Below are 22,157 nucleotides of genomic sequence, written 5' to 3'. Positions count from 1 at the left end.
TAACCTATATCATGCGTTTAAAAATGTTTTGTTTATCTATAAATGTGTGCTTCAAAGCGCCAAGTATATGTAAGATTATAAAGAGTACCATAAAATACGCAAACATCGAATGTAGCTGATTAGCTGCGTTAGCTAGATCTTTGTTTTGATTAATCAACAAAGGGATATGAAAAAAATATTTGATCTGTTTGCCAGAAGCAGAAGACATAACATAGCCAGATAGTGGCATTAGCACCATTAAAGAATATAAACCAAAGTGTACTGTTTTGCTTACATTGATTACAAATCGAGAGAAATTTGCTGGAAGTGGTGGAACATAAGTAAAGACGCGAAAAAATATGCGTACTATGATTAATCCAAGAATAGTGATACCGCAAGCCTTATGAATAGCGTATATGTTGAACTTAATTTCATTGCTAAGTGGTAAGCTTTTCATATAAAGTCCAGAGCAAAGCATACCGATAATAAAAATAGCCATCAACCAATGGATAACCCTTAAACCTAGGCTATATTTATCGTCTTCCATTTTGATTACCCTAAAGTAGCATTTATATAATAGAAAAACTATTTTTCAATCAAAATTATTAAAGCAATTTAGATTTACCGACAATGTAAATTCAAGAGCAATCCTGTCATTCAGAACATAGAAACGAAAAACTTCCTTGACAAACTCCGCCAGCCCCCTTATCATGAAACTGAAGCTATTGTATTTGCTTTCGCCAATCTGCAGATTAAAAGGTAAGGATTACTTAATGTATCGGCGTCTTATGTTCAATTTTTTGCAGTATATAGATACTGTATGTCTTTACAAAACTTCATCTACATCTAGATTTTTATCTAAATAAGCTGAACGCGCTTATAAAGCGTTACAAGACATCAAAAAATGCCAATACTCGACAGAGATAGTAAAAGACTAGCTAACTCGGGGATTCTTTGTCTTTTTTTCTGCTTAGTAAATTTCTTAAACATTTGCAGCGTAGGTTAGTTGCAATTAAAAGCGGCTGAATCTCGCTTGTCAAGCGTTTAAAACATAAAAAACGCCAATATTTTAAAGCGGATAATAACCACGGGGCTTCTTTTGCCTTTTTTTTCGTTTGGTAAATTTCTTAATATTTATAGCTAACATGAAGCTAAGTACGAACTTTGTTAAACACAACAAATGGTGTCATTCCAGTGCTCCTGTGATGTCATTCCAGCGCGTGACGCTGGAATCCAGGAATTTTATTAAGTTGGTGAGCATAAAAATAGCTGTTTTACGTTAAAATACAATGTTTTGATGATTATGGAAAGGCTGGATTCCAGTGTCAAGCACTGGAATGACACCATAGGGGCACTGCCATCATAAAGGAACCAGTGTCAGCTACTTAAATGACATCATAGGGGTGCTGGGATGACACCCTGACAATCGTCATCCCGCTACGTGTTAGCGGGATCTAGAGATACCGCGAATGAATCGCGGTATGACGGTTCGCAACGGTATGACGGTTCGTGGTGGCATGACGATAAAGTTCCAGTGTCAAGCGTTTGGCATGCAAATTTCCTTAAACGTTCGTAAGCTTAAAACTTTACTTTAGATCAAACTGCTGTATAGTGACTTTATAGCTTCAATTTTGTAATGAACATACCTAGTATAGAAAATTGTGATCTTCACAATAAAGCCGTCTTACTTAGAGTTGACTTCAATGTTCCTATAAAAGATGGAGAAATTCGTGATGTCACTCGTATTTTGAGAGCATTGCCTACTATTCAGTATTTAGTGAATGCGAGTGCAAAGATTATTATTATATCACATTTTGGACGCCCAAAGGCCAGAGACAATAATCTGTCGCTAAAAAATGTAATTGACACTTTATCGCAGTTACTAAATAAAAAAGTGAAATTCATTGACGATTGCGTTGGTGAAAAAGTACAAAGAGCAGTAAGTGTTATGGATGCAGGAGATATAATATTACTAGAGAATCTAAGATTTTATAAAGAGGAAGAGCAAAGTGACTCAAATTTTGCCAAACAACTAGCATCTCTAGCGGATATATATGTAAATGATGCATTTTCTTGCTCTCACAGAGCTCACGCTTCTATTTCACGCATTACAGAATTTTTACCCTCTTATGCAGGGTTTTGCTTGCAAGATGAGCTAAAGTATCTTGAAAAAGCTGTATCGTTTAAAGCTAAACCTATTACTGCGATAGTTGGGGGAGCTAAAATATCAACTAAAATAAAAGTGCTTATGAAGCTAACAGAAAAGGTTGATTACCTAGTTCTCGGTGGTGCGATTGCTAATAATTTTTTGTCATTTAGCAAAGTAAATATAGGAAAATCTTTCTTTCAAAATGGTGTTGACGACCTTCTACATAATATTGTTGAAACAGCAAATAAAAACAATTGCAAAATAATTGTACCGGAAGACGTTTTGGTTGCAATAAACTCTGATTACAGCACTAGTATTTCAAGAAAAGCTGAGTCCATTTTGGACAGCGATGTAATTTTGGATATCGGACCACAAACTTTGAGTATAATAAGCAGTATAATAGCGAGCAGTAAAATTCTATTATGGAATGGACCTATTGGTGTTTTTGAACATTCAGCTTTTGCAAGTGGTACAATAGGGATAATGAAAGTCGTAAGTGACTTAACGCACAAAGGAAAGTTAACCAGCATAATAGGGGGAGGTGATAGTCTATCTGCAATAAGCGCTGCAGGCCTTACTGATAAGGATTTTACATATGTTTCCACTGGTGGAGGAGCGTTTTTAAGTTGGCTGGGTGGTGACGAAATGCCGGGAGTTGCTGCTCTGCAAAAATGATTAGATTAAAACTTTTTTAAATTGTTTCTTGTAAGCTAGCTTTTTTGTGAACGTGATTATGTCGAAGACAGTTAAACTAATTTTGTGTTTAATAATACCAATAATAGGATTTATTTTTTATATTAAGGATCATTATTTTCACACCGGCTATGTAGAAGAAAATGTTGAAGTCAATTTTGAACCATTTTTCAGTTCACAACCAGCCACCGTTTCAGAATTAACTGACTTCGATAGAGGAGTGTTGAAAGTTTGTGGAGATTGGGGAGCACATCCAGATAAAGAAGATTTCAAAATTTTACTTAGTTGTCCGCAGCATCAAGAAGTAGTGAAAGGAATATATAAGTGATTACGCCAGATGCGGATTTGGAGTTACTTAAAGATGAACTGGCTAACATTTGGTTTACAAATAGTGGAAGTGAAAAAGAAACTATAGGGTTTGGACATATTTTTTGTGGTGAGCCAAACGATAAACTAGGTGGTATGCATTTTGTAGGTAGATATGTTGAAGCTCAAGAGGATAAATGGGCAGTTGGAATCCTATGCAATAAATCAGATATTAAGCCGCCAGTTTATACATTTGGAATGAAATATTTAGGTAAGGATGGGGAAGTGAAAGTTAAATGCCCAAATGGATACGCATATAACCTTCATGCCGATAATTTCTGCAACTAAGGCGTTTAAGGAATTAGGAAAAGATGGAATGTGTCTATATGAAATGGAAGATGACAATTATCAATCAGTGTTTGTAAGAAAGAATGATGCTATACTCACGTTCTATCCTGACTTAACACCAAAATGTGATGATAAGAGTACTTATTGTAGTTGCAGTAAATCTTAATTTCAAAACCAATAGGGTGAACAAATGATAAAAATGCTATAGGGTGTAGCAAATCCAAATGAGTTAAAATTTTGATTAAAGGGTTTTGTGAATAATAATGAAGAAGGGCATTATTCGTCTAATAAAAGCAATTCAATACTCTTGTGAAGGAATAAAATCAGCTTTTATATCAGAAATTGCGTTCAGACAGGAGTTACTGCTTTTTATAGTATGTGTCTCAGTTTTGTTTGTTTTGGATGTAAGTAATCTAGAACGTGCAGTAATGATAAGCAGCCTATTCCTGGTGTTAATTGTGGAAATTGTTAACACTGCTTTTGAAACGACAATTGAGCGTATTTCCAGTGAACAACACATACTTTCAAAAAAGGTGAAAGATCTAGGTAGTGCAGCAGTTTTTCTTTCATTAATTAACTTCCTGATAACATGGATGATAATATTGATAGGTTAATACGAATGTTATTAAGATATGTTGTCAAACTCACCAATTAAAGTTTTTATATCTTGCGGTAAATCAGAGACAAATTCCATGTATTCCTTACTTTTTGGGTGGTATAAGCCCAGTGTATAAGCATGTAGTGCTTGTCTATTGAAATTACGAATGAAACTAGAGTTTTTAGCATATTTTGTGCTTTTACTACTATTTTTTCCATAAACTTGATCACCAACTATGGAATGTCCTATGTGGCTCATGTGGACTCGAATTTGGTGCGTTCTACCTGTTTCTAAAGTGCATTTAACGAGGCTTGCTTGTCCTATAACTTTCTCTACTGAGTAATGAGTGATTGCTAATTTGCCCGTTGTTTTTGTAACACACATCATTTCTTTATTACCACGCTTTGGAGCAATGTTAGTTTCTATAGTTCCCTGCTGGGAAGATAATGTTCCCCAAACTACTGCTAAGTATTCCCGCTTTATTTTGCGATTCGATAACAATTCAGACAAAAAACTATGGGCTGCTTCATTTTTTGCAATTACCATTAGCCCACTGGTATCTTTATCGAGTCTATGAACAATTCCTGGTCTCACATGGGTATATGGGATTTTACCAAGGTGAGCGATAACTGCGTTCAAAAGCGTATCATTGTTTGTCCCAGCACCTGGATGTACCGTTAATCCACTTTGTTTACTCAGAACTATAATGTCTTCATCTTCATAGACGATATTAAGTTTTATGTCATAATTAGGCTCAATTGATGTGGATATGTCAGGTTGAACGAGATGCACCACATACTCTTCATCTGGTTTTACTATGTAGTCATTATTAATTATCGGTGTGCCAAGTAATTTCACCTGCTCATTTTGTATCAATCTTTGCGCTTTGCTGCGTGATATGTTGCATTTTTCAGCTATATAGGTGTCTAACCTTAATTTCTCTTTATCATTATTAACACTTAAGGTTATTATTGAGTGATCTATAGTGATTTACCCCGCGCCATTTCCCATGCTGCTTGAACATTTGGGTCTGTAAACATTGTTGCACTAGACTCAATTTGCAGATCACCTTGTTTTTTAATATGGCAAATTGTTTGAGAGCCATCTTTCCAGTAGATTGTAACTTTATTATCAAAATCTCGTAATGTTGCCTCAACCTTTTTTTCTTTATTATCTTTTTCTTCCAGCTTAATAGATTCTAATAAATAATATAGAAAGTCACTTGGTTTGCCGTTGATTTTTTCTTTCCATTCATCTGTTTTTTCTTGTTCAGATTTTTTTTGCTCTAACTTTTCCTTCTTTTGCTGCAGCTTATTTTGTTCTGCTTCCAGCTCTAACTTTCTAACTGTGTCACGTAGTTCTTTGACTTTATTTTCTAATACTAATAATTTATTAGTATTATTTCCATTGTTAGCTTCTAAATCAGGCGTACTTGGTTGAGCTTGCTTCTTTTTTATTTCTTCTAATTCATTCCTTACTACGTTTAATTGCTCCTTCAATTCCGTTTTTTCCTCTTCTGTATCCTCTTTTAACTTTTTTAGCATGCTAAGGAACTCGTTATTATTAGACTGCGTAGTTGATTGAAGCCAGCCTACAAAGCGGCTTGGTTCAAATCGTTCAATTTTATCTTCAGCAATTTTAATAGCATTCTCTAACCTAGAAAAAGTACCTTCAATATCTAGTGAATGTGCTTTTTTTGTCAATTCTTTAGTGTTGTTTAAAACTTCTGAAATTTCTGCATGTAGCCAATCTAAATCTTTTTTGATGTCTTCTCTGATTTTTTTTAGGTGATCAAGCGTTTCTTTAATGTTAATATTTGCAGGCTTTAAAAGACTATTATCAAGTAAATCGCAAGCTTTTTTAAGGTTACTGTCAAATGAGTTGCAAAGCGGACTAAGTAGTTTTTTCATTAGAGATATTAGTTCATTTTCCCTTTTACCAAGCTTATTTTCTACTACTGATACAACCATGCCCTTTCCAGACCAGTATGGAAATAGAAGACCTAAAGAACTGTGTTTTCTAATAGTATGATTTTCATGATCCACGCTATTACTTATTAGATTGCTAAGTGTTGATATGATGCATAAAAGAATAGCGACTAATAAAGCTATTAATATTATTGGAGCATTAATGGATTGTGATATTGCTGAAACTACTATAATAGTACCAAATACATATGATCCAGTAAACAAGAGAATCCTATTTCTATTTTCTGCTTCTATATCTTCTAGTATTTCTCTCTGCGTCTTAGAAATTGGTAAAACTATTGAAAGCTTTTCCCCCTTTTTATCTAAATTTGTTACAATTTCAATTTTTTTAGCTTCTTGAGCAATCTGGCTGTACTGTTCATCAACTTGATAGTTTCCTATTTTTTTATCTATTTCATTCTCTTTTATTTTTTGTGTATTTATAAAGTTTATAACAGCAGTAAATAAGAGAACTATAAGAGGAATAAAGGCAAGAGGTGCTGGCGTGAACGCAAACCCAGCAATACTTACTGTAACAGGCTGAATAGAAAAGGCAGTAAATGCTATAAGAGTAGCAATGGTACTTGCTATCGATATAGTACCAGAATACTTTCTTATAGAGCTCAAAATTCTACTGGGCTGGTCAGAAAGTTTTCTAAATCCTAAAAAATCAAAATAGTCTTTGAAAGGATCTTTAGTGTCTGTAACCATAACATTTTTCTAGTTTAAACTTATTTAGGTATACATTAACCAAACCTTAAAATCAAGTTTCTTAATTTTTCAACATGTGCCAAGGCCTATTGGAGCGCACTGTATTAATCTTTACGTAACGATTTGTTAACCAAACAGAATGTGTGCCATACGTTTCTAGATCAGCATGTTTAATAATTTTAGCGTTGCAAGCTGAATAGTCGAATTCACTTAATTGAATTATTAAATCAACTTTATCACAATTTTCTGAAATATCTTCTTTTTTATAAGCAAGTAGCACTGATTTATTATTTCCTTTATTATATATACAATCATAATCTTCACACTGTAGCCTTTTATTTGAATTGTTATATTTTGTATGATTCAAAATTTGGTTCTGTCCGTTTTGCTTTGCCCACGTTTTGATAACAAAATTTCTGCTTTTTCTAGTGAGAGAATATAGTAAGTTATCACTCTCCTTTGCAGCAACATTATCAGCATTTATTAGGATGTCGGGGGTTTTATATGCAGCGCTAAAGCAAATACCTAGTACAATAAAAAAAAATCCCAAAAAACGCCAATTTCTTTCCCACAAGCACAGCCACAATAACCCAAATGTTATTATAATAATTGATGAGGCAGGAAAAGTACGAATGGGAATAACCAAATACTGAAGACTAGCGATAGCGTTTGTTATATACAAAATGCTGTCAATTGGGCGTTCTACAAGTGGCGCTATAATCCATTCAATACCGAAAGGAATCAACAAAACATAGATTATTCCAAGTGGAATAATAATTAATGTAACTATTGGTATAGCAACTAAATTTGTGATAATGCCACTAATTGAAAAATAATTAAAATTATATATCGTATACGGAACAGTTGCTAAACTTGCTATTACTGAGCTGATCATTATCGACACAAAATATTTCATTATTTTTATTTTGAATAATTTATTAGCATTAATTTGATAACTGGCAACCAGTGCCAAAACAGCAGAAAATGACATCTGAAAGCCTGGCTTTAAAATTGCTTCAGGTTCTATGATAAGTATCACTGCAGCAGCAAACGCAATTGCTATTAACCCTCGATATTTTCTCTCTATCATTATTGCAACGAGTACTAAAATCACCATGATGTAGGCACGCTGAGCAGAAATTTGCATACCGGTAATCAACAAATAAAACGTGGTTGGCAAGATAGTAAGGAATGCAGATATTTTCTTGGTGTTATACTTAAGAGTCAAAGTTTCAGATATTGCGAATAAATTACGAAACACTACAAAAAACAGACCAGCAACGAATGATAAATGCAAACCAGATATGGCAAACAAATGTGCTATACCTGAATCTCGTATCGCGTCCATAGTTTTTTGATCTATGCCATCTTTTTTACCGATCAGTAATGCAGAGATTATATCCGCATGTGGTTTCTTGATATTTTGCTGCAGGTTTTCATAAATGTATTGACGGAAAGATTCTATATATTCTTGAAATTTCCTTGCTTCAGCCTTTTTGTGCAGGGCTATTTTGCTTGTTGCAAAGCCTGTTGCACTTATTTTCTGGTAATATGCTATTCTTGCAAAATCGTATGCATACTCCGAGGGCGCAATCTTTAGAGGGAAGAGTTTTGCTGATAATTTTACTTGATCGCCTATTTTAATGCCTTTTTCCACTTTGGTTCTAACTGATATTCTGATGTTATCTAGAGCTCTATCCGGTGTCATTCCAGCGCGTGACGCTGGAATCCATATCTTTTTTTTCTGGATCCCAGTATCAAGTACTGGGATGACAAAAGGGGGCGCTGGGATGACAGGAGAGGATTTTGAGATAGTAGGGGATTTTTCAACAGAAAGCAGAAATTGTTTATATGAGCCCCTGTCGTTAATATCCTTCACTGTGGCAACGATATCTTTTACATATCTCTCTTTATCAAGAATTTGAGTATCAACTAAAGCTGTTCTTAATTTACTAGCTGTAAATCCTATGAGCACTGCAATTAAAGCGATACACAATATCGCGTACCTTTTATACAATATTGCAATCAAAATTAGTGTGGGTAAAAGCAAAAGAAAAATAGATATGCAGCTTGGTTCAAAACTTAGGGAAAAATAGGTTAGAATTCCTACACACTGAAAAACAGGAAACCACAGTATCAAGTTATATTGTTCATTGCGCAGATTGTTACGTATATAACTAACTATTATGTCAAGAAAAGTTAATAAGTGTGTCGATATTTGCATGTGGTGAAATTTTATTTTTCTTTTTTCATTATTTGTATATATAATAACTAAATAAGCAACGACGCGGGATGGAGCAGCTCGGTAGCTCGTCAGGCTCATAACCTGAAGGTCGTAGGTTCAAATCCTACTCCCGCAACCATTTTTAAGGATATAGTTGTTCCACTTTCCAATCGCTTCCCTCAACAAGAGTGTATCTAAATCTAATATGCTTCCTATATTCACCTTCTTGCCAAAATTCAATTACTTTTGGGATTACGCAAAATCCCACCCAAAAATCAGGACGAGAAACTTGTGTATTGTGAAATTCTTTTTCCTTCAATTTTATAGCTTGCTCAAAATCTTGCCAATCTTTCAGAATGCTCGATTGTTTTGAGCACCATGCGCTAATTTGACTACCCAGCGCTCGAGAAGAGAAGTATTTGTCAGTTCTTTCATCGTTTAGAAGTTTAACCTCTCCTTCAATTCGCACTTGCCTAGCAAATTCTATCCAATGAAACACTAACGCAGCTTTGGGGTTCTCAGTCAATTCTTTCCCTTTTTTACTGTTTACGTTAGTGAAAAACACAAAACCTTCTTTGCTATATTCCTTTAGTAATACCACTCTTGCAGATGGAATACAGTCTTTGCTACAAGTTGCTAGCGTCATTGCAGTTGGTTGTTCACACGGAGAATTAAGTACTGCTTTGTACCACTTTGAAAACAAATCAAATGGATCTTTTTCAAGTGAAAATATCATATCAAAAAATAAAATCTTAATTCTGGCACGCGTTGCAAAAATAAGTGCTACGGCCATTTTGTCGTATAAGTGTTATGATATTATTGCAAATCTTGCAAGGTTTTTGAACTTTACCATATACGTAAAAGTTATTTTGAAAGTATCCAGCAGATCCAGATGGCTGTGCATAATCTTTCAGTGTTGAACCACCTGCAGCAATTGCATCACTCAGAGTATTTTTTATTTCAGCAGCAAGTTTTTCGCACTCTCTATAGGTCAAGTTTTTTGCTGACCTGAGTGGTGATATACGGGCTCTAAACAAGCTCTCAGAAGCATATATGTTGCCTACGCCAACTATTGATTTATTGTCCATTAACGCTGATTTGATATTCACTTTTTTGTTTTTCAGCAACTCCTGTAAATAGTCTCCACTGAATTCATCCGTGAGGGGCTCTATTCCAAAATCGCTAAAAAAATCCGTTTCTTGTTCTTTATTTAAAACGATAACTAATCCAAATCTTCTTGGGTCATTAAAAATTATTGAAGTATTGTCAGAAAATAAAAATACCACGTGATCATGCTTATTCCGCATTTGATCGTGGTCAGCATATATAAGCTTTCCGCTCATGCCAAGATGTATGATTACAGCCACACTACCATCTGTATTCCAGATGGTATACTTACCTCTACGCTTGATGTTGCGTATGACTTTGCCCTTTAGCATATCATCAATATTTTTTGTTATTGGGGCACGTAAATTCCAATTATTCACTATAACATTACTGATTTGCTTGTTTTTAATTTTATCAAGCAAAAAATTAGAGATTACTTCCACTTCCGGTAGTTCTGGCATGATACCTCCTTCAAAACTTAAGTTTCTGATGGTAATTTTGTCGTTCTCAAATACATTCGAGTATTCTGCGGTGCTTTCTCCTAAAAATTCCTCACCACAAACGAGTTTTGAAAGGGTTCTCTGTCTACTCTGTTGCTGCTTTTTTCTTTTCAAAATATTTTGCTTTAAAGCTTTCGCTAATCTTTTTTTCTCCTCTTCTTTTTCCTTATTCTTTTTTGTGTTATTCATTATCATAATATATAAACTTGCCGTTGTAGCTCAGGTGGTAGAGTACGTCATTGGTAATGACGAGGTCCCAAGTTCGAGTCTTGGTAACGGCACACTGATTATACTTATAATATTGCATAACTTGTAAGCAAGGCTTAGAAGAAAGTTACAGAGGTAAGTTGTCATGCTTTTTCCATATCCTTTCTACCTTCTTGTTTTTGAGTAGCTCTAATGCTTTACAAAAGTGATACCTTGTTTTACTTGGCACTATAATGTCATCAATGTATCCATATGATGCAGCAAAAAATGGGTTAGCAAATTTTTCTTTATATTCTTTAATTAACGTTTGCTGATCTTTTTCGTGTCGAAATATAATCTCAACTGCACTTTCAGGGCCCATCACAGCTATTTCAGCAGTTGGCCAGGCATAATTTATATCACCTTTTAGATGTTTCGAATTCATAACAATGTATGCACCACCATACGCTTTTCTAGTGATAAGGCTAATTTTCGGCACGGTCGCTTCAGCGTAAGCGTAAAGCAGTTTCGCTCCGTGTTGTATTATATTATTGTATTCTTGATTTGTACCCGGCAAAAATCCTGGAACATCAATAAGTGTGATGATCGGAATGTTAAATGCGTCACAAAACCTTACAAACCTCGCAGCTTTTCTTGAAGAATCAATATCCAAACATCCTGCAAGGTGCATAGGTTGATTTGCAACAATACCGACAGTATTTCCTCCAATTCTACCAAAACCAGTTATGATATTACGAGCAAAATCAGGTTTCAGTTCAAAGAAATTCCTTTCATCACAAACTTTTTCAATGAGTTCATACATATCATAAGGAGTATTAGGATTGGTAGGAATTAGAGTGTTTAAGGATTCATCAATGTCGTCAACATCATTACAGATTGGTGCAGATTTTGGTGATTCTTGATTATTTGCTGGTAAGAAAGTAAAGAATTCACGCATTTTTAGCAGCATTTCAACATCATTATTGAATGCAAAATCCGCTACTCCTGTTTTGCTTGTATGAATTTTTGCTCCACCGAGGTCTTCGAAACTTACATCTTCGTAGGTAACCTTTTTTACTACATCTGGCCCGGTTATAAACATATATGAACTGTTTTTCACCATGAAAGTAAAGTCAGTTAATGCTGGGGAATAAACTGCACCTCCTGCACATGGGCCCATAATTAAAGAAATTTGTGGTATAACACCCGATGCATTTACGTTTCTTTGAAAAATTTCTCCATAACCAGCAAGAGAATTTACTCCTTCCTGAATTCTGGCTCCACCAGAATCATTTAGTCCGATAATTGGAACTCTGGCATTAATTGCCATATCCATAATTTTGCATATTTTTTTTGCATGTGACGCACCAAGTGAACCACCAAAGACAGTAAAATCCTGAGAATAAACAAAAACTTTTCTGCCATAAATAGTACCATGACCAATCACTACCCCATCACCTAAAAAATTAGCATTTTGCATGCCAAAATCATTTGCATGATGTTTTACGAATTTATCGTATTCTGCAAAAGAACTTTCATCGAGCAATATACTGAGCCTTTCTCTAGCAGTTAATTTCCCTTTTTCATGTTGTTTGGTAATCCTGTCAGAACCGCCTCCTTTTTCAGCTTCTAGTGCTTTGGTTTTTAGATTTTCTAGTATTTTAAAGTCTTGCATACAATAAAGTAGTTTTCAAATTAGTTGTAGACTTTATTAAGTTTACAAACCCTACTAACTATACACATACACTATTGCTATATGCAACAATGTATGTATGATAATTGTTAATGCTCTGGTGATTCATGGTCACTACTTTGAAAATGTTGCGATGTGTCAACACTTTTCATATTAGAAAGAGGTGGACTAACTGCACTGCTTTTCGTTTGTGCAAAACTTTTAGCAGCTTCAACAACCTTGCTTATACGAGGTTCTTTTTCTAGCTCTTTTAGGTACTTTGAGAAGATTTCACAACTTTTGTCATCCATATGTACCATTATTTTACCAAAACTTTCAGCTTTTTCAGAAGATAAAATCATTTCGATCTTTTCATCGCCTACCCTAAAGGTCATTTTTACTTTGCCTTGCATATCATGATATTGCCAGCTTTTTATTCAGATTAGATTATCTCCTTCTCCTATTCGCAATGCACCATATTCTAAGTCCTTAAATTCCGGGGAGTTCATAAATTTTGCAGGAGTGATCACACTTTTTTCTGGACACTGTACATAATAAAATTTATTATCTCTTTCTACTACAATTTCTTTTTTTTTGTCATTTTCAATACTATCACTTACAATTTGTTTTAGACGTGACAAATATTCGCCGCGTTCTTTCAGTATATCTTCTGGCAATAATCTCCGAACTTCTTGGCTCACATCAGTGCCTGCTAAAACTAGATTAAACATTTCTAACATAAGAGGCCGTAGTTTTTCTTTTCCAGTCTCAGTAACATTTTTATCTTGCTCCATGAGGTGGTATAAGATCAGTATCGAATAATCTATTATTGATGACTTTTTTCTCCTTGGAATACATCAACACTAAACATGACCTTGTGCTTTTTTGCATCGTCTATAGATTTTTGAAGTCTCTTTGCTATGTTTTCGATAGCTTCATCATTAGGTAAGTGTTCAGGCAATGGCATCAACTTAAGGAAAAATATCAGCGATAGTGTATAAAATTTCTCTCTAAATTTTTTATCATTAAATTATCCAAAGAGTGCAAGGGACAGCACTTTTGTTTCTGTTTTATTTCAACAAAGAAGTCTAAAATGTGTCCTTTTTAGGTGAAATATGCGTGCGCCAAGCAAAGTGCGTAAAGTCCAGTTGGTGAAAATCCAACCCAGGCAAAGCCTAGCCAGCAGGCTGGAACAAACCACTATGCTGCGTAAGGTAACGAGCGTAGTAAAGCTAGTGGAATGGACAACACAGGGTACAACGAAAGTGAAGGTATTGAGTCCCGAAATTCTCGATGTCATAGAGGTCGACACGTTGCATATAGTGGAAGACAGCAAGAAGGGTAACAATAGGGCAAGTTATCACTCACTCTATCGGGATCTGAGGCCGTATCACGTGTTGAGATGGAGTTTACGTAAACTTGGGAGATCCTTTGTATTCCTATTAAGGTACGTTGGAACAAGTCAACAAAGGCGAGTACTGACGGAAGATATAAAGGAAGTCGGACTGATTGATAGTACTCAGAGTGTGGGAAAGCCACATACAAGGGGAAGCGGTCAGCAATATAGTGACTGGTTTAGGAATTGCTATGCCAATACAACGGAGGTTGGAATAACGTGCAAAGAAAACTAAATCAGATAGCAGTAAGAGCCAGGCAAGATAAACGATTGAAATTTACATCGTTAATTCATCTGATAAACGCAGAGAATCTTGCTGAATGTTATAAAGAGCTAAAGCATAACAAAGCATGCGGTATAGACCAGGTGACAGTAGAAGCTTATGGAGAAAATCTTGAAGAGAAGCTCAACACTCTGGTGGATAGTATGAAAAGAAAGCGATATCAACCGCAACCAGTGAAAAGAGTATATATACCAAAAGCTGGAAGCAAAGAGAAACGCGGGCTTGGAGTACCGTCTACAGAAGATAAGTTAGTCCAGATAATGCTGAAGAAGATATTAGAAAATATTTATGAAGCTAACTTTCTGGATAACTCATATGGTTTTCGTCCTGGTAGAAGCTGTCATCAAGCGGTAAATGCACTAAATAAAGCAGTTATGTACAGACCAACTAACTATGTAGTAGAAGTTGATATCAAGAAATTCTTTGATAATGTCCAGCACAAATGGCTAATGAGATGCTTGAGAGAACGGATAACAGACCCAAACATACTGTGGTTAGTAAAACGATTTCTTAAGGCAGGAGTAGTCGAAGCAGGACATTATGAAGCAACTGAACTAGGCACACCTCAGGGGGGAATAGTAAGTCCTATACTAGCTAATATATACTTGCATTATGTGCTGGATTTGTGGTTTGAAAAGAAATTCAAGCTAAGATCTAAAGGTTATATGGAGCTAGTTAGGTATGCAGATGATCACCTGATTTGCTGCGAAAGAGAAAAAGATGCTAGAGAACTCTTAGAGTCACTGAAACAAAGGCTAGGAAAATTTGGACTGGAAATATCTGAAGACAAAACAAGAATAGTAAAGTTTGGCAAAAAGGAGTGGCAACAAGGAATAAGGGAGAAACGAAAAACGGAAAGTTTCAACTTTCTAGGATTCACCCATTATGGTACAAGGAGTCGTAAAGGTAGAGTAATGGTAGGTCATAAAACCTCGAAAGAAAATCTATCTAGAAAACTTAAAGAAATCAAAGAATGGGTGAAAAAGATCCGAAATAAAGTTCACCTTAAAGATTGGTGGTCAATACTTAAAGCAAAACTAACAGGACACTATAACTACTTCGGAGTTAGCGGAAATTACCGGTGGTTGAATAAATTCTTCTGGCGGGTAATCAAGCTAGCGTATAAATGGATAAACCGACGTAGTCAGAAGAAGAGTATGAATTCAAAGCAATTTATACACTATCTACAAGTTAATCCATTACCAAAACCAAGAATATGCTACTCATTATATACAAAATAGGAAATGCTGTGAATACTACATTGTGGAGCCGTGTGCGGGAAAGCTGCAAGCACGGTTCTGGTGGGGGAGTCATAGCGATAAAACTTAATCAGGAGGATTTAAAACTATGACTTCTACCAAACAAAAAGGAAAAAACCTTATTCTACAAATTAAAAATATAATATACTCGAAAACTTTTCAGAAAATCCATTGTGTTGAGTTTTACACGAACAAGCTTTTTCGACAGTATTTTCTATGATTTTAAAGTTAGTTAAAAAAAGTTTGGGAATAGAATGTGAACTTATGGAGCCATTGACATGTACCCTCAAAGCAAGCTTTTTCTAAAGCAAGATATAAGATTTGCCATACAGGCTTTCAAGAATTTAAGCATCCAAACAGCCTATCAGGATGAACCTGAGTTGGAGAGGCTATAGACTTATTGCAGCAGATGGTTCTGGTATGAGATTACCCAGCTCTGGGGAAATTGTATCCGAGTTTGAACCAAATGGAACAACAGGCACCATTGGCAATTTGTTTGTTGATTTGTGTACTTCGCTGATTTGTAGTGCTCGTCTTGCAGCTTGGAATATAGGTGAACAAACGTTGGCGGCAGAGCAATTACCCGAAGTTATCACTCAAATGCGTTTATTAAATCAAGAGAAATTATTATTTATCTATGATCGTCTTCAGTAAAATTCATTCAGCAGCATTATGATTTGGAAGTAGATTTTATTTTTCGCTTGCAAAAAAGAAATTATAGTAAGCTATGGGAACGCTGGCGAATTAGATTTTGATTTTATATTAGAAAATGAAAATCTAAAAAATAAAATGAAAGGACAGAAAGTAAGAGTTATATAGTATTTTCTAAAATGAATGATAAATTTCCATTATGGTATTACCAACCAAAAGTTGTAAGTCTGTATATTTATGCATTAAAGGTCTGAGGCGGCTTTTGATGGTATTCCAACAATGCTCTATAGGGTTCAAATCTGGTGAATATGTTGGTAGATAGAGCAAACGGCATCTAGCATTATCTATTAACTCCTTTGTTTTGGGAGTTTTATGGAATGTGGCATTGTCCATAACTATTGTAGTACCATGTGGCAATTTAGGTAATAACATCTTCTCTAACCATGTATTGAATACCTCTTTGTCACACCCACCTTTGAAAGTCATTGGTGCAATAAATCTCTTTCCAATCCACCCGCCTATTATACTGATTCTCTCTCGTTTTCTTCCTGGAATATCTGCATAAATTTTCTTTCCTATTGGAGCACGTCCATACTCTCGGTATAACCTATTATCAACTCCTGCTTCATCTATATATAAGATGCTGGAATGGTCTATTTTTGAGATTTTATCGGTAAATCGCTGCCTATCTTCTTGATTGCGCTCTTGATATAGTGTAACTTTTTTTTAAAGTAATTCTTAGCTGTTTCAGCCTATACCAAATTGAATTTATTCCAAATCCAAGATTTTGTTTCATCTCTGCCAGCGTATGATCTGGATTCTTTTTAACATATTCTTCGAGTATTTTTGGGTCTATTTTTCGAATAAAGCTGCCGTTTTTCGATGGCCTTAGGCTTTCACCAGCGGCTTTCTTTCTTAACCAGCGGTACAGAGTTGCTATTCCTATCTCCAAAAGCTCTGCCACCTCAACCTTTGACTTCCCTTTTTCTATCATCGATACTGCCCTTTCCCTTAAATCCACACTATACGCCATTATAACTCAAATAGCTTATTATACCTTTATCATTTACTTTGGGAAGTACTATAGTGCTGACATTAGCCAACTGAGAAACAGAGTTTTTGATCGAGACTTTGGAGCAAAGCTTATGTGTTAAGGTGGCACATAGAGGAAACGACTCAAAGTAGGAGCAGAGTTAGAGAATTTTTCTGGAGAGGCTGTATTACAAGAATTTTGGGCAAACTTGGTCATGTGCAATATATTATCGCTTCATATGTGTGATGCACAAGGGCCTTGGAACCCAGATCAAATTACTGAGTATCGTTTAAATTTTTCAGTTTTATTTGGTGTAATGAGGCAGAAACTCTATCAGGTACTTATTGCGCCAAAAAACTTTCAAGCCCTTTTTAAGTATACGCGCTAAAGTTAAAATCCGACCAGGACAGCCGCGATAAGGTAGATAAGCCCAAACGCCATCATGTCTTTAGGAGAGTTTGCTAATGGAGGCTCTTAAGTTGACGCCATTGGCTGAACGGATACGGAATGACACCATCCTTTTTTCTGGATTCCAGACTGGAATGACACCTCTGGACACTTCCGTCGTAAAGGAACCAGTGTCAGCTACTCGGATGACACCTTTTTTCTACTTAGTTTGGGTTATGCAAGAAGTCTAATGAAGTGAAAATAAATTTATTTACCAAAATAGAGTTGCCTTGGTCTACAGATCTTAGTTTCTTTATCATTTATCATTTCATACCACTGAGTAACCCAACCAGTGGTTCTTGCAAGTGCAAAAATAGGCGTGAACATATTTGAGGGGATATCAATAGCATTCATTATTATACCTGAGTAAAAATCAACATTTGGATATAACTTACGCACGATAAAATATTCATCCTTTAAAGCTATTTCTTCAAGTTTTTTTGCAATTTTAAGCAGTTCATTATTTTGTTCTAGTTTACTTAGAACCTCATGGCAAGCGCCTTTCAATATACGCGCGCGCGGATCATAATTTTTATAAACACGATGTCCAAATCCCATCAATTTAAATGGATCTTTATCATCTTTAGCTTTTTCGATGAATTTATCTATATCTCCACTTTGCTCTATCTCTTTTAGCATATTTATAACTGCCTCATTAGCTCCACCATGTGCTGGTCCCCAAAGTGTAGCAACTCCTGCAGAGAGGCTTGCAAACAGATTAGAACCAGCCGATCCCACCAATCTGACAGCCGCCGTAGAAGCATTCTGTTCATGATCAGCATGGAGAGTAAATATTTTATCCAGAGCTTTTGCAAAAAGGGCGCTTTTATCATTATCAACAGCATCGCCAAATATCATCTTTAAGAAATTTTCACTGTAACTTAATTCATTGTTAGCATTTATGAATTCCTGATTGTTGATATGCCTATAAATCATTGCAATAATTGTGGAAACTTGCGCTATTGCAGAAATTCCAAAATCTAGGTCTTCACCATTGACATTGTTGCCATGCTTTTCATGATAAGATGCTGACAAACTTGCAAAACATGCAACTAAGATTGACATAGGGTGAGCAGTTTTTGGAAATGCTTTAATTACATTTGTAACTTGCTCTGATACTTTGGATGATTCTTGTATTTTGAGAAGAAATTTTTTGTGTTGCTCTGAACTGGGTAATTCACCATAGAGCAATAAATAAATCACAGCAGTAAAATTATTATTCTCTGCCAAATCAGCTATATTATGTCCCCTATATTTAAGAACTCCTTCATCTCCATCAATGAATGTAATTGTAGAAGAGCATGAAGCTGTAGAAACAAACCCTGGATCGTAAGTGAATAATCCTGTCATCTTATATAAATCCTTGATATTTAACACATCAGGACCTGTTGTTCCGCTTAATACAGGTAGCTCGATTTTTAATCCATTACTTAGTTCTAATAGCACTTTTTTATCCATCACTTAAGCTACTTAAATTTTATACAGAATATACAAACTGAGGAGTATATATTAATACAGTTAACTTTACATTAACCGTATTAAGCGGTCATCAATGCTTTTACTTTTGCATTTAAGCGACTTATTTTACGCGCAGCAGTATTCCTATGAATAACACCTTTATTCACACACTTGTGTAAATTAGATTCAGCATTCCGAAATGCCAGAACAACATTTTCTTTGTCGCCAGACTTGATTATATCAACCAATTTTCTAATAGAGGTGCGAGTTTTACTTTTCCGCATCTTATTTATTAAAGTGCGCTTTGCTATTACCTTTATCATTTTTTTAGCACTCTTATGATTTGCCATATATTAATACCTAAAATACTGTACTTTTCTTTTAATTATAAAGTTTTTTTGTTAATTTGCAATATCAGTTTTTCCTATGGTTAATCTACTGCTTCTCTCTTCAATAATTTTTTCTAAACTTTGCAAGAATTCATTTTTGTTTAACCCAGGATATATTGGGGGCAATATTTCTATTACTGCCTTTCCGGGATTCTTTCTCAGAGAAAGTATGCTTTTTGGCCAAAACAAACCAGTGTTTAAAGCAACCGGTAACACAGGAACAGATAATACGCTATATAAAGCAGCAATACCTGGTTGATATTTTATATTTTGGTTTATAGTTGTTCTTGTACCTTCAGGAAATATTATTATGCTTCTATTTTCTTTTATACGCATTTTTGCTAGTTTGATTATATGGCGTATAGAACTGATACCATCTGAACGGTTAATAAAAATCATTTTCAGCGCTATAAGATGCAAACCAATGAATGGAATCCATTTCAATTCACGTTTTAAAATAAAAACCGCTTTTCTAAATAGTAGTATAAAAATAAATGTTTCAAATGGAGATTGGTGTTTAGATGCAATGATAAAAGGTTGCTTAGGGATGTTTTCCATTCCCCTCACTTCATATTTAATGCCACATAATAAACGCAGCATGAATAATACAACTCTCACCGAACAGACGAGGAAAATGGTTATTACACACTCAGAAAAGAAAATTACAGGGAGAGTAATGAAAGTATAGAATACCTCCCATAATATAAGAAAGAAATTAAACAATAAACTTGAAATCACAAACTCACATAAATTTATTTAAATTTAACTTTATTACAAATTAAAAACAATAAATTTAATTATTGATCATCTGAGTAATAGGATGCGAATCAGCTAATTTGTCCTTTAACTTTTCGTTAGCAATATGAATATATATTTGTGTTGTAGAAAGGTTAGTATGGCCAAGAACTTTCTGTATCAACACAATATTTGCTCCGCTATTTAGTAGATGGGTAGCAAAAGAATGCCTAATCACGTGTGGAGAGATCTTATTTTCATCAATATTGCATTTTCTTGCCAACTCCTTCATTAATTGACCGACCCTCTGCCTTGTAATTGGTTTATTAGGTTTATCACCTGGGAATAGCCAATCGGATTCCTTTTCTTTAGAGATCAGATTATCACGAACTGATAAATAATTTCTAAGGCTCTGCAATGCTTGTTCATTAAAAAGAATTTGCCTCTCTCTACCACTTTTTCCTTTTATTATTATATAGCATTCTTTGTTATTACTGTTTATTAAATGTGACACTTCACATAATTTCATACTAATTAGTTCAGAAACACGCATTCCAGAAGAGTAAAGGATATCTAAAATCGCACATAGCCTTTTACTGCTTATCTCTTTATTCGATTCGCTTGCTGATTTTCTCACTGTGTCCATTAGCAAAAATATTTCTTCGACACTTAAATACTTAGGCAAAGGACGAGAAACTTTTGGATTCTTTAATTCAGCATCATTAGCCGGCGCTGGATTAAAATCTATTATTCCGTCATTAAATAGACACTTGTAAAAATTTTTCATAGCGGATATTTTTCTTGATATAGAGCTACTTTTATATTTTTTTTGTGTACATAAAGATTTCACATAATCTTTAATATTGGTTTTGTTTACACCAACCAAGGTAGTGCCGCTTTCCAATAAAAATTCTTCAAACTGGTGTAAATCCGAACGATAACTTTCCAGAGTATTTTGTGCAGCGGACCTCTCTGAAGCTAAAGCATCTATGTAATATGTTATGTAAAGATTTTCTTTTTTATTTTGCGACTGTTTATTTTTCATTATCAGTTCCTATATTTATTTCTTTGGCTATAATTTGATTAGAAGTGTTCCCTGTGTTTCTTATGAGAAAATATGAGACAAATAAAGCATTTATCAATAGAGTGAACATCACAAACTTTTGCTTTAACCTTTTTCTTAAATTTAATCTTACTCTTATCATAGTTAAATTATAACGTTAAATCTATAAAAAACACCTTATAAAGTGAGCTCTACTATAAATATAGAATACTTCTTAGCTGTATCTATCTATATTTATTATAACATAACATTGATTATAATTCTAACATGGACAGATAGAGATTCCAATTACGTTAGTGTTATGGGTGTTAATAAATTTTTAATATACACCTTTACAAAAGAAGAAATCAAATGGCATCTTTTTTTAATAAAGTGCTAATAAAAGGAACGGTCACATTTGACCCTATAGATTCATTATCTATCTTTTCTATAATTTTATCAATGCTATAGAAAGAACGTTCTATTCTTGCTAAAATATAATTAATCACTTTTAAATCAATTTTTAACTGTTTATCTGAAAATCGTTTTATTAGCATAATTCTTAATAATTCCTCGCTTGCAGGCAAAATTTTTACGCTGATAGTTGATAATATTCGAGAACTTAAATCTCTTAGTTTGAAGTTAAGCTTTTTTGGTGAAATTGAAGAAGTGATTAGCAGCCTCTTGTCGTTTTCTTTCATGTAATTGTAACAATGTAATAACATTGCTTCATCTTTAATGTTTTGTACGTCTTCTAAAATAAAAGCATCGCTATACCTAATCTCGCTTACGAAGTTATTCACATTGATAAAGATTGCATCGTTTATTGATTGCCAAATATGAGCAAGATGAGTTTTACCGGAGCTTTTAGGTCCAAAAAGAATCAGACATTTCCAAGATAAATCATTAACTACCGAATTATATACGTGCTTATTTTCATCTAAGATGATGTAATTTTGCCGGCTATAATCAGCTTGATTGTTGTTAAATAAATTTAATTGCACGTTAAGCCTCTTACGTAACC

General features: G+C 34.6%; 25 protein-coding genes, 2 tRNA genes and 2 pseudogenes. 11 read left to right on the top strand and 18 right to left on the bottom strand.

The features are described from left to right. Nucleotides 1-4: 4 nt before the first annotated feature. Nucleotides 5-526 (bottom strand): cytochrome b, encoded by a 522-nt coding sequence (locus ABWU72_RS02365; protein ID WP_155969235.1) that lies wholly within the window; start codon nt 524-526, stop codon nt 5-7. A 598-nt stretch (nt 527-1,124) separates the two neighbouring features. Here ABWU72_RS02365 and ABWU72_RS02360 point away from each other — a divergent pair. From ABWU72_RS02360 to ABWU72_RS02335, 6 genes are all read left to right on the top strand, one after another. Then, nucleotides 1,125-1,262 carry a hypothetical protein gene (locus ABWU72_RS02360; protein ID WP_213863637.1) on the top strand — a complete coding sequence of 46 codons (138 nt, stop codon included), beginning with the start codon at nt 1,125-1,127 and terminating at the stop codon, nt 1,260-1,262. 353 nt (nt 1,263-1,615) lie between these two features. After that, nucleotides 1,616-2,803 (top strand): phosphoglycerate kinase, encoded by a 1,188-nt coding sequence (locus ABWU72_RS02355; protein ID WP_155969237.1) that lies wholly within the window; start codon nt 1,616-1,618, stop codon nt 2,801-2,803. Between the two features lie 46 nt (nt 2,804-2,849). Next, nucleotides 2,850-3,149, top strand: a complete 300-nt coding sequence (locus ABWU72_RS02350; protein WP_007549045.1) for a hypothetical protein — start codon at nt 2,850-2,852, stop codon at nt 3,147-3,149. Beyond that, nucleotides 3,146-3,475 carry an EndoU domain-containing protein gene (locus ABWU72_RS02345; protein ID WP_231115837.1) on the top strand — a complete coding sequence of 110 codons (330 nt, stop codon included), beginning with the start codon at nt 3,146-3,148 and terminating at the stop codon, nt 3,473-3,475. The genes ABWU72_RS02350 and ABWU72_RS02345 overlap by 4 nt, the downstream gene beginning before the upstream one ends. Next, nucleotides 3,432-3,641 (top strand): hypothetical protein, encoded by a 210-nt coding sequence (locus tag ABWU72_RS02340; protein ID WP_353283843.1) that lies wholly within the window; start codon nt 3,432-3,434, stop codon nt 3,639-3,641. The genes ABWU72_RS02345 and ABWU72_RS02340 overlap by 44 nt, the downstream gene beginning before the upstream one ends. A 97-nt stretch (nt 3,642-3,738) precedes the next feature. Next, nucleotides 3,739-4,089: a diacylglycerol kinase gene (locus tag ABWU72_RS02335; protein ID WP_155969239.1), complete on the top strand. Its 351-nt coding sequence runs from the start codon at nt 3,739-3,741 to the stop codon at nt 4,087-4,089. Nucleotides 4,090-4,100: 11 nt separating this feature from the next. On the opposite strand, the gene ABWU72_RS02330 is transcribed toward ABWU72_RS02335, so the two are convergent. The 3 genes from ABWU72_RS02330 to ABWU72_RS02320 all read right to left on the bottom strand — a co-directional run bounded on the left by ABWU72_RS02330 (nt 4,101) and on the right by ABWU72_RS02320 (nt 8,975). Continuing rightward, nucleotides 4,101-5,063: an RluA family pseudouridine synthase gene (locus ABWU72_RS02330; protein ID WP_155969241.1), complete on the bottom strand. Its 963-nt coding sequence runs from the start codon at nt 5,061-5,063 to the stop codon at nt 4,101-4,103. Next, nucleotides 5,054-6,751 carry a hypothetical protein gene (locus ABWU72_RS02325; protein ID WP_341811428.1) on the bottom strand — a complete coding sequence of 566 codons (1,698 nt, stop codon included), beginning with the start codon at nt 6,749-6,751 and terminating at the stop codon, nt 5,054-5,056. Before ABWU72_RS02325 ends, ABWU72_RS02330 begins: the two co-directional genes overlap by 10 nt. Before the next feature lie 61 nt (nt 6,752-6,812). Beyond that, the gene (locus tag ABWU72_RS02320; protein WP_155969245.1) at nt 6,813-8,975 is read right to left on the bottom strand and encodes a ComEC/Rec2 family competence protein; all 2,163 of its coding nucleotides are present in this window, start codon (nt 8,973-8,975) and stop codon (nt 6,813-6,815) included. A gap of 62 nt (nt 8,976-9,037) precedes the next feature. Here ABWU72_RS02320 and ABWU72_RS02315 point away from each other — a divergent pair. After that, nucleotides 9,038-9,114, top strand: a tRNA-Met gene (locus ABWU72_RS02315). 3 nt (nt 9,115-9,117) lie between these two features. Here the strand turns inward: ABWU72_RS02315 and pdxH are convergent. Together pdxH and mutM are read right to left on the bottom strand one after the other, a co-directional pair. Beyond that, nucleotides 9,118-9,711: a pyridoxamine 5'-phosphate oxidase gene (gene pdxH, locus ABWU72_RS02310; protein WP_022626142.1), complete on the bottom strand. Its 594-nt coding sequence runs from the start codon at nt 9,709-9,711 to the stop codon at nt 9,118-9,120. A gap of 16 nt (nt 9,712-9,727) precedes the next feature. After that, nucleotides 9,728-10,543 carry a bifunctional DNA-formamidopyrimidine glycosylase/DNA-(apurinic or apyrimidinic site) lyase gene (mutM, locus tag ABWU72_RS02305; RefSeq protein ID WP_010963068.1) on the bottom strand — a complete coding sequence of 272 codons (816 nt, stop codon included), beginning with the start codon at nt 10,541-10,543 and terminating at the stop codon, nt 9,728-9,730. 247 nt (nt 10,544-10,790) lie between these two features. On the opposite strand from mutM, the gene ABWU72_RS02300 reads away from it, so the two are divergent. After that, nucleotides 10,791-10,863 (top strand) — tRNA-Thr (locus ABWU72_RS02300). Between the two features lie 53 nt (nt 10,864-10,916). Here the strand turns inward: ABWU72_RS02300 and ABWU72_RS02295 are convergent. From ABWU72_RS02295 to ABWU72_RS02280, 4 genes are all read right to left on the bottom strand, one after another. Next, complete coding sequence (locus ABWU72_RS02295) at nt 10,917-12,443, bottom strand: acyl-CoA carboxylase subunit beta (RefSeq protein WP_015589410.1); 1,527 nt, start codon at nt 12,441-12,443, stop codon at nt 10,917-10,919. 107 nt (nt 12,444-12,550) lie between these two features. Further along, complete coding sequence (locus ABWU72_RS02290; RefSeq protein WP_231115838.1) at nt 12,551-12,853, bottom strand: hypothetical protein; 303 nt, start codon at nt 12,851-12,853, stop codon at nt 12,551-12,553. 24 nt (nt 12,854-12,877) lie between these two features. Then, nucleotides 12,878-13,234, bottom strand: a complete 357-nt coding sequence (locus ABWU72_RS02285) for a hypothetical protein (protein ID WP_353283842.1) — start codon at nt 13,232-13,234, stop codon at nt 12,878-12,880. Nucleotides 13,235-13,266: 32 nt separating this feature from the next. Continuing rightward, nucleotides 13,267-13,407, bottom strand: coding sequence for a hypothetical protein (locus tag ABWU72_RS02280; RefSeq protein ID WP_167884945.1), 141 nt, complete (start codon nt 13,405-13,407; stop codon nt 13,267-13,269). 648 nt (nt 13,408-14,055) lie between these two features. On the opposite strand from ABWU72_RS02280, the gene ltrA reads away from it, so the two are divergent. Further along, a complete protein-coding gene (ltrA, locus tag ABWU72_RS02275) occupies nt 14,056-15,360 on the top strand; it encodes a group II intron reverse transcriptase/maturase (protein WP_017531706.1) in 1,305 nt (434 codons plus the stop codon). Between the two features lie 106 nt (nt 15,361-15,466). Beyond that, nucleotides 15,467-16,194, top strand: a pseudogene (locus ABWU72_RS02270) (IS4 family transposase); the annotation flags it as partial. A gap of 9 nt (nt 16,195-16,203) precedes the next feature. Here ABWU72_RS02270 and ABWU72_RS02265 read toward each other — a convergent pair. Together ABWU72_RS02265 and ABWU72_RS02260 are read right to left on the bottom strand one after the other, a co-directional pair. Beyond that, nucleotides 16,204-16,686, bottom strand: a complete 483-nt coding sequence (locus ABWU72_RS02265) for an IS630 family transposase (protein ID WP_231115908.1) — start codon at nt 16,684-16,686, stop codon at nt 16,204-16,206. 28 nt (nt 16,687-16,714) lie between these two features. Next, nucleotides 16,715-17,062 (bottom strand): IS630 transposase-related protein, encoded by a 348-nt coding sequence (locus ABWU72_RS02260; RefSeq protein WP_155968342.1) that lies wholly within the window; start codon nt 17,060-17,062, stop codon nt 16,715-16,717. A 102-nt stretch (nt 17,063-17,164) separates the two neighbouring features. Between ABWU72_RS02260 and ABWU72_RS02255 the strand changes: the two are divergent. Beyond that, nucleotides 17,165-17,527: pseudogene (locus ABWU72_RS02255) on the top strand (IS4 family transposase); the annotation flags it as partial. A gap of 189 nt (nt 17,528-17,716) precedes the next feature. Here the strand turns inward: ABWU72_RS02255 and ABWU72_RS02250 are convergent. From ABWU72_RS02250 to ABWU72_RS02225, 6 genes are all read right to left on the bottom strand, one after another. Beyond that, nucleotides 17,717-18,967 (bottom strand): citrate synthase, encoded by a 1,251-nt coding sequence (locus tag ABWU72_RS02250; RefSeq protein WP_015589409.1) that lies wholly within the window; start codon nt 18,965-18,967, stop codon nt 17,717-17,719. Nucleotides 18,968-19,047: 80 nt separating this feature from the next. Next, on the bottom strand, nt 19,048-19,317 hold the full coding sequence (gene rpsT, locus ABWU72_RS02245) for a 30S ribosomal protein S20 (RefSeq protein ID WP_012673338.1): 270 nt from the start codon (nt 19,315-19,317) through the stop codon (nt 19,048-19,050). A gap of 51 nt (nt 19,318-19,368) precedes the next feature. Beyond that, nucleotides 19,369-20,094, bottom strand: a complete 726-nt coding sequence (locus ABWU72_RS02240; RefSeq protein WP_010963063.1) for a lysophospholipid acyltransferase family protein — start codon at nt 20,092-20,094, stop codon at nt 19,369-19,371. A gap of 55 nt (nt 20,095-20,149) precedes the next feature. Further along, the gene (locus tag ABWU72_RS02235; RefSeq protein ID WP_353283841.1) at nt 20,150-21,136 is read right to left on the bottom strand and encodes a tyrosine recombinase; all 987 of its coding nucleotides are present in this window, start codon (nt 21,134-21,136) and stop codon (nt 20,150-20,152) included. Further along, on the bottom strand, nt 21,126-21,296 hold the full coding sequence (locus ABWU72_RS02230) for a hypothetical protein (protein WP_007549057.1): 171 nt from the start codon (nt 21,294-21,296) through the stop codon (nt 21,126-21,128). The genes ABWU72_RS02235 and ABWU72_RS02230 overlap by 11 nt, the downstream gene beginning before the upstream one ends. A gap of 205 nt (nt 21,297-21,501) precedes the next feature. Then, nucleotides 21,502-22,137: a DnaA ATPase domain-containing protein gene (locus tag ABWU72_RS02225; RefSeq protein ID WP_006280257.1), complete on the bottom strand. Its 636-nt coding sequence runs from the start codon at nt 22,135-22,137 to the stop codon at nt 21,502-21,504. Nucleotides 22,138-22,157: the final 20 nt, after the last annotated feature.

Source organism: Wolbachia endosymbiont (group A) of Lypha dubia, from assembly GCF_964028575.1.
Classification (GTDB): domain Bacteria; phylum Pseudomonadota; class Alphaproteobacteria; order Rickettsiales; family Anaplasmataceae; genus Wolbachia; species Wolbachia pipientis.
The sequence above is the reverse complement of the archived record's forward strand: the minus strand, read 5'-3'. Positions and strand labels throughout refer to the sequence as shown.

What these genes read in the sequence shown, in the direction of transcription:
- ABWU72_RS02365 (WP_155969235.1), bottom strand. Translation starts at nt 526, where the DNA reads ATGGAAGACGATAAATATAGCCTAGGTTTAAGGGTTATCCATTGGTTG.
- ABWU72_RS02360 (WP_213863637.1), top strand. Translation starts at nt 1,125, where the DNA reads ATGAAGCTAAGTACGAACTTTGTTAAACACAACAAATGGTGTCATTCC.
- ABWU72_RS02355 (WP_155969237.1), top strand. Translation starts at nt 1,616, where the DNA reads ATGAACATACCTAGTATAGAAAATTGTGATCTTCACAATAAAGCCGTC.
- ABWU72_RS02340 (WP_353283843.1), top strand. Translation starts at nt 3,432, where the DNA reads ATGGATACGCATATAACCTTCATGCCGATAATTTCTGCAACTAAGGCG.
- ABWU72_RS02335 (WP_155969239.1), top strand. Translation starts at nt 3,739, where the DNA reads ATGAAGAAGGGCATTATTCGTCTAATAAAAGCAATTCAATACTCTTGT.
- ABWU72_RS02325 (WP_341811428.1), bottom strand. Translation starts at nt 6,751, where the DNA reads ATGGTTACAGACACTAAAGATCCTTTCAAAGACTATTTTGATTTTTTA.
- ABWU72_RS02320 (WP_155969245.1), bottom strand. Translation starts at nt 8,975, where the DNA reads ATGCAAATATCGACACACTTATTAACTTTTCTTGACATAATAGTTAGT.
- pdxH (WP_022626142.1), bottom strand. Translation starts at nt 9,711, where the DNA reads ATGATATTTTCACTTGAAAAAGATCCATTTGATTTGTTTTCAAAGTGG.
- mutM (WP_010963068.1), bottom strand. Translation starts at nt 10,543, where the DNA reads ATGCCAGAACTACCGGAAGTGGAAGTAATCTCTAATTTTTTGCTTGAT.
- ABWU72_RS02295 (WP_015589410.1), bottom strand. Translation starts at nt 12,443, where the DNA reads ATGCAAGACTTTAAAATACTAGAAAATCTAAAAACCAAAGCACTAGAA.
- ABWU72_RS02290 (WP_231115838.1), bottom strand. Translation starts at nt 12,853, where the DNA reads ATGCAAGGCAAAGTAAAAATGACCTTTAGGGTAGGCGATGAAAAGATC.
- ABWU72_RS02285 (WP_353283842.1), bottom strand. Translation starts at nt 13,234, where the DNA reads ATGGAGCAAGATAAAAATGTTACTGAGACTGGAAAAGAAAAACTACGG.
- ABWU72_RS02280 (WP_167884945.1), bottom strand. Translation starts at nt 13,407, where the DNA reads ATGCCATTGCCTGAACACTTACCTAATGATGAAGCTATCGAAAACATA.
- ABWU72_RS02260 (WP_155968342.1), bottom strand. Translation starts at nt 17,062, where the DNA reads ATGGCGTATAGTGTGGATTTAAGGGAAAGGGCAGTATCGATGATAGAA.
- ABWU72_RS02250 (WP_015589409.1), bottom strand. Translation starts at nt 18,967, where the DNA reads ATGGATAAAAAAGTGCTATTAGAACTAAGTAATGGATTAAAAATCGAG.
- rpsT (WP_012673338.1), bottom strand. Translation starts at nt 19,317, where the DNA reads ATGGCAAATCATAAGAGTGCTAAAAAAATGATAAAGGTAATAGCAAAG.
- ABWU72_RS02235 (WP_353283841.1), bottom strand. Translation starts at nt 21,136, where the DNA reads ATGAAAAATAAACAGTCGCAAAATAAAAAAGAAAATCTTTACATAACA.
- ABWU72_RS02230 (WP_007549057.1), bottom strand. Translation starts at nt 21,296, where the DNA reads ATGATAAGAGTAAGATTAAATTTAAGAAAAAGGTTAAAGCAAAAGTTT.